The sequence below is a fragment of the Actinomadura sp. 7K534 genome (assembly GCF_004348575.1).
Taxonomy (GTDB): domain Bacteria; phylum Actinomycetota; class Actinomycetes; order Streptosporangiales; family Streptosporangiaceae; genus Spirillospora; species Spirillospora livida.
Genome location: NZ_SMKB01000166.1, coordinates 1 through 16,164, shown reverse-complemented (window position 1 = coordinate 16,164; position 16,164 = coordinate 1). Strand labels below are relative to the sequence as shown.

10 protein-coding genes and 1 pseudogene are annotated in these 16,164 nt (G+C 73.1%); 10 read left to right on the top strand and 1 reads right to left on the bottom strand.

Annotation, left to right across the window (positions count from 1 at the left end; genetic code table 11):
* The 6 genes and pseudogenes from E1266_RS38225 to E1266_RS26360 all read left to right on the top strand — a co-directional run.
* A pseudogene (locus tag E1266_RS38225) lies at nt 1–355 on the top strand (hypothetical protein); the annotation flags it as partial.
* Nucleotides 356–472: 117 nt separating this feature from the next.
* Complete coding sequence (gene cysC / locus E1266_RS26380) at nt 473–1,996, top strand: adenylyl-sulfate kinase (RefSeq protein ID WP_132051440.1); 1,524 nt, start codon at nt 473–475, stop codon at nt 1,994–1,996.
* Between the two features lie 146 nt (nt 1,997–2,142).
* A complete protein-coding gene (locus E1266_RS26375) occupies nt 2,143–3,120 on the top strand; it encodes a sulfite exporter TauE/SafE family protein (protein WP_165966217.1) in 978 nt (325 codons plus the stop codon).
* Entirely contained in the window at nt 3,098–3,919 is an 822-nt protein-coding gene (locus E1266_RS26370) for a WecB/TagA/CpsF family glycosyltransferase (RefSeq protein WP_132051438.1), read from the top strand. Before E1266_RS26375 ends, E1266_RS26370 begins: the two co-directional genes overlap by 23 nt.
* A gap of 167 nt (nt 3,920–4,086) precedes the next feature.
* Nucleotides 4,087–5,298, top strand: coding sequence for a hypothetical protein (locus tag E1266_RS26365; protein WP_243718894.1), 1,212 nt, complete (start codon nt 4,087–4,089; stop codon nt 5,296–5,298).
* A 76-nt stretch (nt 5,299–5,374) separates the two neighbouring features.
* Nucleotides 5,375–6,982, top strand: a complete 1,608-nt coding sequence (locus tag E1266_RS26360) for a DNRLRE domain-containing protein (RefSeq protein ID WP_132051435.1) — start codon at nt 5,375–5,377, stop codon at nt 6,980–6,982.
* 96 nt (nt 6,983–7,078) lie between these two features.
* On the opposite strand, the gene E1266_RS26355 is transcribed toward E1266_RS26360, so the two are convergent.
* Nucleotides 7,079–10,813 (bottom strand): PKD domain-containing protein, encoded by a 3,735-nt coding sequence (locus E1266_RS26355; protein WP_243718893.1) that lies wholly within the window; start codon nt 10,811–10,813, stop codon nt 7,079–7,081.
* Nucleotides 10,814–11,237: 424 nt separating this feature from the next.
* Between E1266_RS26355 and E1266_RS26350 the strand changes: the two genes are divergently transcribed.
* The 4 genes from E1266_RS26350 to E1266_RS26335 all read left to right on the top strand — a co-directional run.
* Entirely contained in the window at nt 11,238–12,626 is a 1,389-nt protein-coding gene (locus tag E1266_RS26350) for a hypothetical protein (RefSeq protein WP_132051442.1), read from the top strand.
* Complete coding sequence (locus E1266_RS26345; RefSeq protein ID WP_132051433.1) at nt 12,623–13,861, top strand: hypothetical protein; 1,239 nt, start codon at nt 12,623–12,625, stop codon at nt 13,859–13,861. Before E1266_RS26350 ends, E1266_RS26345 begins: the two co-directional genes overlap by 4 nt.
* Entirely contained in the window at nt 13,858–14,757 is a 900-nt protein-coding gene (locus tag E1266_RS26340) for a sulfotransferase domain-containing protein (RefSeq protein WP_132051431.1), read from the top strand. The genes E1266_RS26345 and E1266_RS26340 overlap by 4 nt, the downstream gene beginning before the upstream one ends.
* A gap of 6 nt (nt 14,758–14,763) precedes the next feature.
* The coding region (locus E1266_RS26335) for a hypothetical protein (RefSeq protein WP_132051429.1) at nt 14,764–16,164 on the top strand (1,401 nt) is incomplete at its 3' end.

Below are 16,164 nucleotides of genomic sequence, written 5' to 3'. Positions count from 1 at the left end.
GACTCCCACCGAGACCCGCACCGCGCCCCGCAGTGAGCCCCGCAGGGAGACCCGTGCCGAGGCCGCGACGCCGCGGCCGCCCCGGCCGGTGGTCCGGACGGCCCCGCCCCCCGCGACCTACGACCGGATCGCGTCCCGCGCGGGCATCCAGTGGTACTGCGTGATGCGGGGGCTGGTGATCTCCGAGGAGTACACCTCCCGGCAGGCCCTCGGCGCGCTCGGGGCCGGAACCGGCCCCGCCGAGCTGCTCTGCCGCCTGGTGTCGGCGGTCAGCCGGGGACGCCTCACCGCGGACCACAGCGAGGTCACCTTCGTGATCCGCAAGCCCGAGAACCGCTTCGCCCGCGTCATCTGAACGGGGTCCGCACGAGGCCGGAGGTGCGTCCACCCCCGCGGCACAGTATTTTTCCTGCGGAAACTCCAAGCACACAGGACCAGCCCGGCCTCGCGCCGGGCGGGATCGGAGATCGCGGTGACCGCCGACGCCGGCCTTCCCGACACGCTGCGCGACCTGCCCGCCTGGACCCCGGACGCGGTGGAGCTCGCCGACCTGGAGCTGATCCTGGCCGGCGTGTACCGCCCGCTGACCGGGTTCCTCGGCTCGTACGACACCGCCATGGTGATCGCCGGGGGCCGGCTGGCCGACGGCACCCCGTGGCCGGTCCCGGTCACCCTGTCGGTGCCGAAGGAGCTGACCGAGCACGAGCGGATCGTCCTGCAGGACCCGGAGGGCGTGCCGCTCGCCGTGCTGCGGGTCACCGAGGCGTGGCAGGACCCGACGACCCAGGACCTGCGCCTCGCCGGGCCGCTGGAGGCCCTCCGCGCCCCCGCGCACGGGCCCTTCCACAGCCTGCGCCGCCGCCCGGACGAAGTCGGCCCCCACGAGGGCGACGTGCTCACAGAATCCCCCGAGGGGGGACGACCCCCCACACCCCCCGGCAAAGTGCTCGCCGTGGCCACCGGGGAGCCCCTCCACCGCAAGCAGCTCGGCCAGCTCCGGCAGGTCGCCGAACGGCTCGGCGCCAAGGTCCTGGTACTGCCGATGCTGGGCGGTGAGCACGACGAGTCCCTCGTCCGCGCCCTGCTGGCCGTCCGCCGGGAGCTTCCGGAAGGCACCCAGATCATCCCGGTCCCGCTGCCCGCGCGCGGCGAGCCGAAGGACCGCGAAGTCCTGCTGCACGCGCACATCGCGGCCGCCTACGGCGCGACCCACCTGCTCGCCGACCGCGAGGTCGAAGGCACCGCGATCCCCGTCGTCGTGCCCGAGCCGTGGGCCTACGACGCCGACGTGGAGGTCTGGCGGCCGGTCGCGCGGATCGAGCCCGACCACGTCCAGGCGGAGCTCACCCCCGAGCGCCTCGGGGAGCTGCTGGACGCCGGCGAACCCGTCCCCGACTGGTTCACCCCGCCCGCCGTCGCCGCCGAACTCGCGCTCGCGCGTCCCCCGAAGCTGTCGCGCGGCATCACGGTGTTCTTCACCGGCCTGTCCGGCTCCGGGAAGTCCACGGTCGCGCGCGGCCTCGCGGACGCCCTGGTCGAGCGCGGCGGCCGGACGGTGACGCTGCTGGACGGCGACGTCGTGCGGCGGATGCTGTCGGCCGGCCTGACGTTCTCCCGCGCCGACCGGGACCTCAACATCCGGCGGATCGGGTTCGTCGCCGCCGAGATCACCCGGCACGGCGGCACCGCCATCTGCGCGCCGATCGCGCCGTACGCGGCGACCCGCGCGGAGGTGCGCCGGATGGTGTCCGCCGTGGGCGACTTCATCCTCGTGCACGTCGCGACGCCGCTGGAGGAGTGCGAGCGCCGCGACCGCAAGGGCCTGTACGCCAAGGCGCGGGCGGGTCTCATCCCGGAGTTCACCGGCATCTCCGACCCCTACGAGGAGCCGGACGACGCCGATCTGACCCTCGACACGTCCCGGATGTCGCCGGACGAGGCGGTCGGCAAGGTCCTCGACCTCCTCGTCGAGGGCGGCTGGGTGCGGCCCGCGTAGCGGCGGACAGCGCGCCGAGCGGCGGGTCCCATCCGGCACAGCCGGTCGGGCACGTCCCGTTTGTGCCTCGCCACCCGGGTTACGGACCCGGAAGTCAGGTGCCCTATCGTGGACGCGTTTCCCTACATAGCTGGTAGGTCATGCCGATGGACTTCGATTGGACGATGGCGCTGGGCTCGTTCCTCGTCGCCATCATCGTCGGGCTGACCGGCATGGGCGGCGGCGCCCTGATGACGCCGATGCTCGTGACGTTCTTCGGGGTGAGCCCGATGGCCGCCGTGTCCAGCGACCTCGTCGCCGCCGCCGTGATGAAACCCGTCGGCAGCGCCGTCCACTACCGGCAGGGCACGATCAACATGCGGCTCGTCGGCTGGCTCTGCGTGGGCTCGGTCCCCGCCGCGTTCTCCGGCGTCCTGCTCGCGCGGGCGCTCGGCCACGGCGGCCGGGTCGAGGACGTCATCAGCATCGCGATGGGCGCCGCGCTGATGATCGCGGCGGGCGGGCTCGTCCTGCGCGCCTACATGTCGCACCGGCGGCGGTCCGATCCGGCGGAGACCGAGGGGAACGACGGGAAGGCGCCCGCGATCACGGTCCGCCCCGTGCCGACCGTGCTGGTCGGCCTCGTCGGCGGGCTCGTCGTCGGCATCACCTCGGTCGGCTCCGGCTCCCTCATCATCGTCGCGCTGCTCGCCCTCTACCCGGCGCTCAAGGCCAACCAGCTCGTCGGCACCGACCTCCTCCAGGCCGTCCCGCTGGTGTTCGCGGCCGCCATCGGCCACCTGCTCTTCGGCGACTTCCGGATGGAGGTCACCGCCGCCCTGCTCGTCGGCTCCATTCCCGGCGTCTACCTCGGCTCGAAGGTCTCCTCGCGCGCCCCGAGCACGCTCATCCGCCGCTTCCTGGTCCTGGTCCTGGTCGCCTCGTCGCTGAAGATGTTCGGCATGGAGCCCGCCCCCCTCGGGTGGACGCTCCTCGGCCTGCTCACCGCGGCGGCGGCCGGCTGGCTCGTGCTGCGCCTTCGCCGGGCCCGCGGGAGGGATACGCTGCCCTCTCGGGCCGGATCCCCCGTCGGCGCGGGCAGTCCAGGAGGGCAGGACACGAGTGGACCAACGATGGCCGCATGATGGGCGGCCGCATGACCGATGGCCGCATGACACCGTCGACGTCCTGGGCGTGCGGGTCAGCCGCATCGACGCCGCGCAGCTCCGGTCGTTCGTCGCGGCGGCCGTCAAGGAGCGGGCGAAGCTGACGATCACCTTCGCCAACCCGGACTACGTCCGCAAGGCGCAGAAGGACCACGCGCTGCGCGACCTCATGAACGGCTTCGACCTCAACCTCCCCGACGGCTGGGGCGTCGTGCTGGCCGCGAAGGTCTTCGGGCGGCCCGTCCCCGGGCGGATGGCGAACGACGACCTCACCGACGACCTGTTCGGGCAGCCCGCCGAGGAGGGCTGGCGGGTGTTCCTGTTCGGCAACGCCCCGGGCGTCGCCGAGCAGGCCGCCGAGAACGTCCGGAAGTGGTACCCGGGACTGGCCGTCGCCGGCACCCTGCACGGCCACTGGGCCGACGAGCACGGCCGGCTCCCCGCCGAGACCGCCGAACGGCTCGTCGCCGAGATCAACGACGCGTCCCCGGACGTCCTCCACGTCGGCCTCGGGACGCCCCTCCAGCAGCGGTTCGTCAGCGAGTACCGCGACCGCCTCACCGCGCCGGTGATCCTCACGTGCGGCGCGTACTTCGAGCACCTCGCCGAGCGCCGCGAGTACTACCCGGCGTGGGTCCTGAAGCTGCGCGTCGGCTTCCTGTACCGGCTGGCCCGCGAACCGCGCCGGCTCTGGCGCCGCTACACCATCGAACTGGGCTCCTACCTGGCCCGGGTCCTCCTGCACCGCATCCGGCACGGCAGGAACCCGGCGGCGTGAGGACGTTTCTATCGCGCGACGCTTTCCCCCGAACCGCTGCCTGAAAATAACCCATGTGGTAGGACAAGATGCCATCACCAACCCCGGCCGCACTCCGGAGTACCCCCATGCGCCCCTTCCTCGCTTGTCTCACGGCCACCTCTCTCGCGGCGTTCGCCGTGCCGGCAGTGGCGAGCGCGGCCTCGGCCGACATCGCACAGTCCAAGGTGGTCTCGGACAACCCGGTGAACAACACCCCGCACGTCCTGGACGGCACCGTCCGGACGATCGCCGTCACCGGCAGCCTCGTCGTCGTCGGCGGGAACTTCGCGGAGGTCCGTGAGGCGGGCAGCGGCAAGCCGGTGCTCAAGCGGAACAACCTGTTCGCCTACGACATGAGCACGGGGAAGATCAGCACGACGTTCGTCCCCAAGGTCGACGGCACCGTCCACGCGCTGCAGGCCGGGACGGGCGGCTGGGTCTACATGGCCGGGACGTTCAAGAACGTCAACGGCAGGAAGACGGGCACCGTCGCCTCGATCCGGGCGACCACGAACCAGGTGCACACCGGCTTCAAGCCCAACGTCAACTACCGCGTCACCACGATGGTGCGGCGCGGCCTCCGGCTCTACATCGGCGGCTCGTTCACCCAGGCGGGCGGCAAGGCCCGCACCGCCCTCGCGCGGGTCGACGCGCTGACCGGCGCCGCCGACAACGGCTTCAACTTCACCATCACCAAGCCGCGGTCCGGCACCCTCAAGGTCTACCGCCTCGCCGTCGACCCCGCCGACAGCCGGATGGTGATCAACGGGACGTTCACCCAGGTCAACGGGCAGTCCCGGCACCAGATCGCCATGATCAACACGGGTTCGGGCGCCGCGAAGCTGTCGACCTGGTCCACCCAGCGGTACGCCACCCCCTGCAACCTCTCCGCGTTCGACACCTACATGCGCGGCATGGACTTCTCCCCCGACGGCAAGTACTTCGTGGTCGTCACCACCGGCGGCCCCTACGGCACCAGCCAGCTGTGCGACACCGCCGCCCGCTGGGAGTCCGGCGCCACCGGCGCCGGCCAGGACCCGACCTGGGTCAACTGGACCGGCGGCGACACGCTGCTGTCCACCACGGTCACCGGCGCCGCCGTCTACGTCGGCGGGCACCAGCGCTGGCTGGACAACCCGTACGGGCGCGACCACGCCGGCCCCGGCGCGGTGTCGCGGCCCGGCATCGGCGCCATCAACCCGCAGACCGGCAAGGCGCTCGCGTGGAACCCGACGCGGACGCTCGGCCACGGCGTCGAGGCGCTCGTCGCCCACCCCAAGGGCCTGCTCGTCGGCAGCGACACCGACCAGCTCGGCCGCGAGTACCACGGCCGCATCGGGATGTTCCCCTTGGGCTGAGCTCGGTGCATCCCGTATGAGATAAAGGGACGACGTGCGATAAGGGGCGACGACCAGCCAGTGGAAGGGGCTGCCTGTGCAACAACGCGACCCGTTCCCCGGTGGTCACCACCGGCCCGACGCGCGCCGCTCGCAGCCCGTGCCGCCGGCACGGCGCCGCGGGCGGCGGCGCGGTCCGCGTCCCTCCTTCTACTACACCTCCGCGGGCACCCTCCTGGTCGTCGGCGGCTCGGTCGGCGCGATCGCGCTGAGCGGCCCCGGGCCCGACCGCGACGCCCGGACGGCCTCCGCCACCGCCGAGTCCGTCGTTCCCGCGTCGGCCGACACCTACGTGGTACGCGAGATGCCCGGCCGGGGGTTCGGTGACGCCGGGAAGATCACCGCCTCGGTCTGGCCCGAATGGCACACCGAGGCGTACGTGGCGTTCGACGTGCCGCGCAGCGCGTCCCGCATCACCGGGGCCCGCGTGGAGCTGACCTTCGACCGGCCGGAGAACCGGCCCGAGGTGGTCGAGCTGCGCTCGGTGACCGCCCCCTGGAGCGAGTCCGGGACGTCCTGGAGCAACCGGCCCGCCACGGGCCGAGTCGTCGCGACCGGCACCGCCCGCGGCGACAAGATCTCCTTCGAGGTCGGCTCCGTCGTGAACAGCCCCGGCCGCTACGCGTTCGCCATCACCAACCGGAACGAGTCGTCGGCGGCGTCGGTGCACTCGCGGGAGGCCGCGGACGGCGGGCCCCGCCTAGTGCTGACCACCCGTCCCGGGCGGGCCGCGTCCCCGAGCCCGTCCGCCACCGGGACGCCCGACGCGTCGGGCACCGCCCTGCCGCAACCCGGCCCCGAGCCGACCTGGGCGCCGCGGCCGAGCGCTTCCGCCGAGACCGCGAAGCGCCGCGGCGACGGCCGGACTCTCTGCGGCATCTCCCTCAACCTCAAGCCGGGCGAGACGTTCCAGCAGGCCCTCAGCCGCCTGGACGGAAGGTACGGCGGGCTGGAGACCGTCCGGCTGTTCTACCGCGGCATCCCCCCGGCGTGGCCCGGCAACCCCGACATCGGGAAGCGCCCGCCGATCATCTCGTTCAAGCTCGCGCCCAAGGACGTCCTGGCGGGCAAGCACGACGCGGCCATGACCCGCTGGTTCGGCACCGCGCCCCGCGACCGCGACGTCTACTGGGTCTTCTACCACGAGCCCGAGGACAACATCGCCAAGGGCGAGTTCACCGCGGCCGACTACCGTGCCGCCTGGCGCCGCCTGCGGGACCTCGCCGACAAGGCCGGCAACCCGCGCCTGCACGCCACGCTCGTCCTGATGAGCTGGAGCCTCGAGGCGGAGTCCAAGCGCAACTGGCGCGACTACTACCCGGGCCGCGACGTCATCCAGGTCCTCGGGTGGGACACCTACAACCTCGGCTGGAAGAAGGGGCGCTACGACTCCCCCGCCATGATGTACGACCGGGTCGTCGCCCTCAGCGAGCAGGAGAAACTGCCCTTCGGCGTCGCCGAGACCGGCAGCTACCTCGTCGGCGACGACAACGGCGAGAAGCGCGCCGCCTGGCTCCGCGAGACCAACGCCTACCTGAAGGAGCACGGCGCGCTCTGGGTCTCCTACTTCGACCTCGACTGGGAGACGGGCGACTTCCGCCTCCTGGACGCCCCCAGCCGCGAGGCGTGGCAGGACTTCTGCTGAGCCCCGGCCACCGCTGAGCCGCAACCACCGCTGACAACGCGAACGTGCCCCCGCCGGAAGGTTCCGGCGGGGGCCCGTTCGCGTTCGGGGTCCGCGTCAGCCGCGGGCGAGGATGATCGTCCACATGGCGGCGCGGCTGGACGCGTTGGTCGTCGCCGTCTTGCCGCCGTAGCTGCCGCCGCCGACCGCTTCGCCGCTGTCGACGATGAGGCTGGTGATGCGGCCGCCCCCGGACCCGATGCCGGTGCCGCGGGTCGTGACACCGGCTGGAGCGGTCCACGCGGTCGTGCTGGACGACTTGTCGCCCCAGTACGTCACCGCCCAGGCACCGGCCCCACCGACCGACGCGTCGGGGCTGGTGTGCTGGGCGACCGCGCTGGAGTCGCTGTCCTTCTCGACCGCCGCGATCGGGTCGGACGTGTCGGTGCCCGCGTACGCCAGCAGCCGGATGTCGGCCTTGGTGTAGCCGCTCAGCCCGATGTCGACCTGCTGCCCGGCGTCGCCCGCCTGCGCCACCCGCTTCCACAGGACGGACGTCGCGCTGCCGACCTCCTGGCTCTCGACCTCCGTCCAGCCCGCGGGCGGCGTCGTCACCTCGTGGTCGGCGCTGTTGAACGTCAGCACCATGATCAGTCCGTCGCCGGGCTGGACCGACGCCGGGATCTGCGCGTAGGCGGTGCTGACGTTGGCGTTGCCGCCCGTGCCGCCGCGGTAGGAGATGCCCGCCGCCTGGGCGGAGGCCGCCACGACCTGCTCGGTCGTGACGGCCTCCGCACCGCGGTCGTCGGTCACCGTGAGCTTCACCGGGTACGTGCCCGGCTCGTCGTAGGCGTGCTGCGGCGTCGCGCCCGTGCCCGTGTGCCCGTCGCCGAACTCCCACGCGTAGGACTCGACGTCACCGTCCGGGTCGGTCGAGCCGGACCCGTCGAACGTGCACTCCAGGGCGTCGCAGTCGCTGGTGAAGGCGGCCGTCGGCGCCTGGTTGCCCGCACCGCCGGCGCCGCGGGCGAGGATGATCGTCCACATGGCGGCGCGGCTGGACGCGTTGGTCGTCGCCGTCTTGCCCCCGTAATTGCCGGTGGCGACGGCGCCGCCGCTGTCGGCGATCAGGGCGCTGATGCGGCCGCCGCCCGAGCCGACGCCGGTGCCGCGGGTCGTGACACCGGCCGGAGCCGTCCACTCGGTGGTGCTGGACGACTTGTCGCCCCAGTACGTGATCGCCCACGAACCGCCCGCGGCGACTTCCGCATTGGGGCTGGTGTGCTCGGTGACGGCAGTGGGGTCGCTGCCCTTGGCGACCGCCGCGACCGGGTCGGACGTGTCGGTGCCGTCGTAGGCCAGCAGCCGTATGTCGGCCTTGGTGATGCCGCTCAGCCCGATGTCGACCTGCTGCCCGGCGTCCCCTTCCTGGGCGACCCGCTTCCACAGGACGGACGTCGAGCTGCCGACCTCCTGGCTGTCGACCTGCGTCCAGCCGGCGGGCGGCGTCGTCATCGAGTGGTCGCCGCTGCTGTAGGTCAGGATCAGGATCATGCCGTCGCCGGGCTGCACCGACGCCGGGATCTGCGCGTAGGCGGTGCTGACGTTGGCGTTGCCGCCGACGCCGGCCCGGAAGGCGATGTCGGTCTGGTTCGGCGAGACCGTGATCTCCTGCTCCTTGACGCCCTCGCCGTCGCGGTCGTCGGTCACCGTGAGCTTCACGGTGTAGGTGCCGGGCTCGTCGTAGGCGTGCTGCGGCGTCGCGCCAGTGCCGGTCTCACCGTCGCCGAAGTCCCACGCGTACGACTCGATCGAACCGTCGGGGTCGGCCGAGCCGGACGCGTCGAACGCGCACTCCAGGGCGTCGCAGTTGCTGGTGAAGGTGGCGTTCGGCTTCTGGTTGGGCGTCCCGGCGAACAGGAACACCGCCCGGCCGCGCCAGTCGGCGGAGCTCACCTCGGTGGAGGCCCCGGACGGGACCCCGGCCTCGGAGAACGCGACGCGGTAGAGCCTGCCGTTGCCGTTGTTGACGTAGTAGAGGTGCTGGCCGTCGACGAACATCCCGCCGGCGTTGCTCCAGCTCATTCCGGGCAGGTTGCCGACGGCGGTGGACTCCTGCGCGCCGACGACGTTGCTCTCCGGGGTGAACGTCCGGTAGTACAGCGCGGACTGCCCGCGCGTGTAGTAGATCCGGCCGTGCGAGAAGAACATCCCGGTGATGTTGCGGACCTGGTTGTGCCAGGTCGACATGTTGACGAGCTGGTCGGCGGTGTCGATCGGGGTGGCCGCGCCGAGCGTCGCCCCGTCGAAGGAGCGCCGGTTGAACGAGCCGTCCGAGCCGCCGTAGAACAGCTCGTTGTTGATCATGAAGGCGCCGCGGGCGGACCGCCAGTCGACGCCGGCGGTGCCGTCGTCGACCTCGGCCCCGGCGGTGGTGCCGTCGAACGAGCGGTGCTTGAGGTAGTTCTGCGCGCCGAAGCCGGTCCCGCCGGCGTAGTAGACGTTGCCGGGCAGCTCACCGGTGTGGTTCGGCGGGATCGCCTTGCCGCCGGCGAGCGGGAACAGCGCGAGCTTGGGGTGCCACTCGCCGCCGACGTTGTCGGTGTCGCTGCCGATGTACAGGCCCTCGTCGGTGGCGAGCATGTCGAAGACGCCGACGCCCTTGTCGCGGCCGGGGTTCCAGGAGAACGGCAGGCCGCTGGCGGGGTCGAGCGCGGCGATGCCCTCGCGGGAGACGGCGCCCTCGCCGGCGCGGTCGGCGCGGAAGGGGTTGTTGGCCCAGCGGAAGTGGCCGCCGACGTAGACGGCGGTGTCGGTGATCTCGACCGCGTAGCTGGTGTCGCCGCCGGTGTAGTTCACCCAGGTCGGCTGCTGTCCGGCGCCCGTGGTGGCGCTCTCCCAGCGGGCGTGGGTGTCGCACAGCTTGGGCGGCGTGCCGTAGGCGCCGGTGGTCGTCACGACGAAGAACCTGCCGTCCGGCGAGAAGTCGACGTCGCGCATGTAGGTGTCGAACGACTGGGAGCACTGGTCGCCGTAGCGGGTGGTGTCCCAGTTGGCGAGCTGGGCGCTCGCGCCGCTCAGGTCGAGCATGACGATCTGGCGCCGGGTCGCGCCGTTGACCGAGCTGAAGTTCCCGACGCCGACGAGCTTGGAGCCGTCGGGGCTGACGTCCATCTTGTAGACCTGGGTGACGCCGTCGCCGGTCTGGGTTCCGGCGAAGTTCAGGTCGAGGAAGTCGTCGCGCGCGCCGGTCTGCGGGTTCAGCGCGGCGAGGGCGGGCCGGGCGGCGCCGCCGACGGTGCCGAAGGTGCCGGCGGCGTACAGCCGGCCGCCGGCGAGCCGCAGGTCGCGCACCCTGGCGTCGAACTGCGGGTTGAACGAGGTGATCGGCGCGCCGGTCTGCGCGTTGAGCCGCGCGAGCACGAAGTGGCGGACGCCGTTGATCTCGCTGAAGTTGCCGCCGACGTAGAGCGACTGCCCGTCGGGGGCGGCGAGCAGCGCGCTGGCCTCGCCCTTGTTGAGGCTGGGCGCGAAGTCGGGGTCGATGGCGCCGGTGGCGGCGTCGAAGGCGAACAGCCGGTTGCGGGTCAGCGTCGGCTTGCCGCCGCCGGGCTCCTTGACCTGGGTGAAGGAACCGCCCACGTAGATCTTGCCGCCGATCTTGATGATCGACTTGACGTCGCCGTCCAGGACCTGCGGAGTGTGGTCCGCCGGGTCGTCGCCGACCACGCGGCCGTGGTCGAGCTGCGAGCCCCTGTCGTCGGCGTGCGCCGGGGCGGTGACGAGGCCCGTCAGCGTCCCCAGCGCCAGGACGGCCCCCGCGGCGATGGTCCCCCACCTGCGTCTGCCCATCGACCCCTCCGTGCTATGTAGAAGCAAACCAGTCGTATCGTGCGCGTAAAGGTGACCGGCGCCGGGTAAGCGTAGCCAGTGCGCATGTGCCGCCGACGTTCAGATCACTAACTTTTAGGTTTCAACCATCGAACGGCAGTGGATCTCAGTCCCGGATGGGACGTGTCCCCGCATCCGCGGACACGTCCATCGCGTCCCGCGAGGTACGCTGCGCACCTCGGAAGGACGCTCGGCGGGCCGCGGCGGAGCACCGGCGAGCGTGGCCGCATCCGGCCAGCGCCCGGTGTCGTCCCAGGCAGGCGGCCGGACGTCCACCAACGATGCGCGTCCTTCCAGGGACGCGGGCGGTGCGTCCGGTCACCGGGCGGCGCGGTCCGCGCACCCGCCGGTGCGGTCCAGGGGAACGGAGCGGTGATTGACCGGGATGCGAGGGATCGCGGGGAACACGCCCCTCGCGACGCCGCGGCTGCTGCCGTGGCGCCTGCAGCCGGGCTGGCCGCTCAGCGTCGCCTTCCTCGCCTTCCCGCTGTGGTGGATCCTCGGCCTCGCCAACGTGGTCCTGCTGGTCATGACGGTGCCGATGGCGCTGACGCTGTGGCGGCGGCGCGGCACGCTCGTCGCGCCCAGCGGGTTCGGCGTCTGGCTGTTCTTCCTGGTCTGGGTCCTGCTGGGCGTGCTGGTGCTGTGGGCGGACGCCCCCTTCGCCGAACCCGGCGGCGGCTTCAGCAGGCTGCTGGTCTACGGCTGGCGGCTCGCCTGGTACGTCTCGATCACCGTCGTCCTGCTGTACATCGGCAACCTCAGCGAGCGCGACCTGCCGTCCGGCCGGATCGGCAAGCTGCTCGGCTACATGTTCGTCGTGACGGCCGTCGGCGGGCTGATCGGCTCGTTCTTCCCCTCGATCCAGCTCACCTCGCCGGTCGAGATGATGCTGCCGCGCGGGCTGGCGGAGAACTCGTTCGTCCGCGACATCGTCCATCCGAAGGTGGCCGACCTCGAATCGATCCTCGGGTTCGAGCAGTCCCGGCCGATGGCGCCGTTCGCGTACGCCAACACGTGGGGCGCCGCCTACGCGTTCTTCCTCCCCTACTTCCTGCTGACCTGGGTCCTGCGGGCCGGGACGCGCCGCCGCGTGTTCGCGTTCGTCGTCCTGGCCGCGTCCCTGTGGCCGGTCGTCTACTCGCTGAACCGGGGCCTGTGGGCGGCGCTCGGCGTGATGGGGCTGTTCGGGGTCGTCAAGCTCCTCCAGGTCGGCGGGCCGCGGGTGATCGCCTGGACGGCGGGGATGGCGGCCGTCGGCGCGATCGTCGTGGCGCTGTCGCCGCTGCCCGGCCTCGTCCAGGACCGGCTGGAGAACCCGCACAGCAACAACCGCCGCACGATGCTCGCCGAGGAGACGACCCGCAGCGCCCTCACCGGGTCCCCGCTGGTCGGCTTCGGCTCCACCCGCAACGTGCAGGGCGACCTCGGCCAGGTGGCCGGCGGCGCGAAGGTCGGCTGCAAGGCGTGCGAGTCGCCGCCGCTCGGCACGCAGGGGCACCTGTGGCTGCTGATATTCGCCAACGGGGTGATCGGGACGATCGCGTTCTGCGCGTTCTTCACGATCCGGTTCTTCCGGCACTGGCGCGACCGCGGCGCCTACTCGCTCGCGGGCTGCGCGGTGCTGATCGCCTGCGGGCTTTTCATGATCACGTACGACATGGTGGAGGTACCGCTGTACACGGTGATGATCGCGGTCGCGCTGATGTGGCGGGCCCGGCGGGACGCCCGCGGCGGGGCCGCCTCCCACGCCACCGTCGGAGCATCGCGATGAGCGGCGAGGACGTGCGGCGCGCCTGGATCGAGGCAGTCGAGGATCTGTGGCCGGACGCGCGCGTCGAGTCCGCCGGCCCCGGCGAGGCGGCGGGCGCCCGCCGGGAGCTGGCGTTCCTGCCGGACGCCCGGCGGCCGCGGCTGCTGGTGCCGGCCGGGCTGCCGCGGGCCGCGGCGGCCGCGCTGCGCCGCTACAGCCACGACCTCGGCCCGAAGCAGCGCGCCGCGCGCGGGGTCACCGCGGCGGCCGTCCGCACCGGGCTGCCGGAGCGGGGGCTGAAGGACCGGCTGGTGGTGACCGGCGGCGGCGCCTCCGTCGAGGACCGCCTGGCCGAGCTGCTCGGCCGCCCGGTCGTGGTCAGCATCGGCCTCGGCAGCGCCCGCGCCAACCGCAAGCCGATCCTGCAGGTCCTGTCCCCGCGCGGCGAGCCGGTCGCGTTCGTCAAGGTGGGCGACACCGGCACGGCCCGCGACCTACTCGCGGGCGAGGCCGACGCCCTGGCGTACCTGAACGCGCGGCTGCCCGGCCCCGCCGGCGAGCACGCGGACCGGCACGCCCGGCTGCACGTCCCGCGGCTGCTGCACCACGGGACGTGGCACGGGCTCGACCTGCTCGTCCTCGAACCCCTGCCGACCGGCGCGCTCGGCTGGCGCCCGCGCGGCCGGGCGCCGCTCGACGAGATGCGGACGCTGTTCGAGGTCGGCGGCGTCGAGCGGGCCGCGCTGCGCGACAGCGGCTTCTGGGACGCGCTGACCGCGAGCCCCGCGCGGGTCCTGGACGACGGGCAGCGCGACCGGTTCGGCGACGTCATCGAGACCACCGGGAAGGCGTACGGGGACCTGGCCCTCGACTTCGGCGCCTGGCACGGCGACTGGACGCCCTGGAACATGGCCTGGCACCGCGGCGTGCTGCGCCTGTGGGACTGGGAGCGGTTCGCCCGCGGCGTCCCGAACGGGTTCGACCTGCTGCACTACCGGCTGCAGGAGGCGATGCGCACCGCGTCCGGGCCGCCCTACGCGACCTGGCCGGACACCGCGCCCGCCGCGCTGGAGCCGCTCGGGCCGACCGGCGCCGCCGCGCAGGCGACCGTCCGCCTGTACCTGCTGGAGCTGTGCCGCCGCTACCTGCTGGCCGCGCAGGAGCCAATCGGCGGCCCGCTGCGCGCCGACACCGAGCGGCTGCTGGAACTGCTGCGCTCCCACCCGCCGCGAACCGACTCCGGGAGGAACCCTTGATCTCGCGCCGTGACGCTCCGCAGTGGGTCAAGGAGGCCGGCCGCGCGGCCACCCGCGCCGGCGGGCGGCTGACCTCCGGCGCCCGCATGCTGCCGGACTTCCTGATGGTCGGGACGCAGCGCGGCGGCACCACGTCGCTGTTCCGGGCGCTGGCGGCGCACCCGGCGACCGCCCAGCCGAACTTCCACAAGGGCGTGCACTACTTCGACGTCAACTACCCGCGCGGCCTGTCCTGGTACCGTGGGCACTTCCCGGTCCGCTCGCTCGCCGAGCGCCGCACCGCGGCGGCGGACCTGCCCGGCGGGGGCGGGACGGCCCCGCTGGCGTTCGAGTCCGCCGGCTACTACATGCACCACCCGCTGGCGCCGGAGCGGATCGCGCGGGACCTGCCCGGCGTGAAGCTGATCGCGCTGCTCCGCGACCCGGTGGTGCGCGCCTACTCGGCGCACAAGCACGAGCTGGCCCGCGGATTCGAGACCGAGCCGTTCGAGCGGGCGCTGGACCTGGAGCCGGAGCGGCTCGCCGGCGAGGTCGACAAGATCAAGGCCGACCCGGCGTACGTCAGCCACGGCCACCGGCACCACTCGTACGTGGACCGCGGCCAGTACGCCGACCAGATCGAGCGGCTGTTCGAGCTGTTCGGGCGGGAACGGGTGCTGGTCGTGTACGCCGAGGACTTCTTCACCGAGCCGGAGCCCTGCTACGACTCGATCCTGGACTTCCTCGGCCTGCCGCGGTGGCGGCCCGCCGCGTTCGAGCGGCACAACGCCCGGCCGGGGTCCCCGCTGCCGGTCCACCTGCACCGCCGCCTCGCCGACCACTACGCCCCCTACGACGACAAGCTCGCCGCGCTCCTCGGCGCCGAGCCGGCGTGGCGGCGGACGGGCGCCCGGTAGGACGGCATGAACAAGCGCACCCTCGGCCCGTCCAGCGTGCAGGCGGAACCGCCCACGGCGCCGGACTCGATCCCGGTCACGCGGTTCGTGGGCGCCGTCCGGCGGCACCTCACCGCGCTGGTGATCGCGGTGCTGGTCGGCGGAGCGCTCGGCGCCGCCAAGGTCGCGCTCACCCCCGCGACGTACACCGCGCGGATCTCGGTGCTGGCGCCGCCCGTCGCGCTGCACCCCGGCATCGACATCGGTTCGGCGCTGGACTTCAACCTGCGGAATCCGCGCGAGACCACGATGGACACCGAGGCCCAGCTCGTGTGGTCGGAGAAGGTGCTGGCCGAGCTCGCGAGGCATCCCGGCTTCGACGCCCCCTACGACGAGCTCCGCGAACGCGTCGACTTGACGGTGCCGACCGGCACCCACGTCCTGACGATCGGCGTGCGGGGCGGGACGCCGGCGGACGCGCGGCGGGGCGCCGAGGTCGTCGCCGACGCGTACCTGACGCTGCGCAAGCAGATCCTCGGCCAGCTCCAGCAGCGCAACCGCGAGGCGCTGGAGCAGAACCTCGTCCTGCTCAGGACGCAGTTGCGCGCGCTGCCGGGCGACGAGGACGAGCTGCGCCGGATCACCACCCGCACCCGCCGCCAGGCGATCGTGAAGCAGATCCGCGACGTGGAACGGCAGATCGCCGGGCTGAAGAGCAAGGAGGAGCAGCCCGGCGAGGTGCTGCGGGCGGCCGGGCTGCCCGAGCGGCGCGACGACCCGAACCGCGACATCGCGGGCGCCAGCGGCATCGGGCTCGGGCTGCTGGTCTGGCTCGGCTACGTGCTGGTGCGCGAGATGCGGCCGCGCCGCATCCGCCGGCCCGCCGACGTCCGGCTGCACAGCCGGCTGCCGATCATGGTGGAGGCGCCGACGCTCGGCGGCGGGCACCGCGAGGTCTGCCGCCGCCTGCGCAACCTGGTGTTCGACGCCGAGGCCACCACCGTGCTCGTCGTCGGCGTCCCCGCGTCCGCGGGCACCGAACTGGCCTACGAGCTGGCCGAGCTGTGCACCGAGGGCGGCTCGGCGACGACCGTGCTGCGCATCGCCGCCGACGGGGAGGACCCCGTCGACCCGCCGCGCGCCGCCCGCGCCCGCCGCGCGTTCACCGTCCGGCTGGTGCGCAGCGACGACGACCGGCAGCTGACCCGGGCGGTCGACCGGGCCGGCCGCGAGTCGCGCATCGTGATCATCACCACTCCCGACATCAACGGCGCCGACACCATCGCCGCGGCCGCCGCCAGCGACCTGACCCTCGTCGTGGCGCAGCGCGGCCGCGCCCTGGACCGCGAGGTCGCGAGCGGCGTGCTGGCCCTCGACCAGTCCGCCAACCCCCCGCGCGGCATCGTGCTGACCGCACCCACCCTCGGC

Excerpts from the sequence above, each read along its gene's own strand:
- E1266_RS26375 (WP_165966217.1), top strand. The coding sequence starts at position 2,143 with ATGGACTTCGATTGGACGATGGCGCTGGGCTCGTTCCTCGTCGCCATC.
- E1266_RS26350 (WP_132051442.1), top strand. The coding sequence starts at position 11,238 with ATGCGAGGGATCGCGGGGAACACGCCCCTCGCGACGCCGCGGCTGCTG.
- E1266_RS26355 (WP_243718893.1), bottom strand. The coding sequence starts at position 10,813 with ATGGGCAGACGCAGGTGGGGGACCATCGCCGCGGGGGCCGTCCTGGCG.
- E1266_RS26345 (WP_132051433.1), top strand. The coding sequence starts at position 12,623 with ATGAGCGGCGAGGACGTGCGGCGCGCCTGGATCGAGGCAGTCGAGGAT.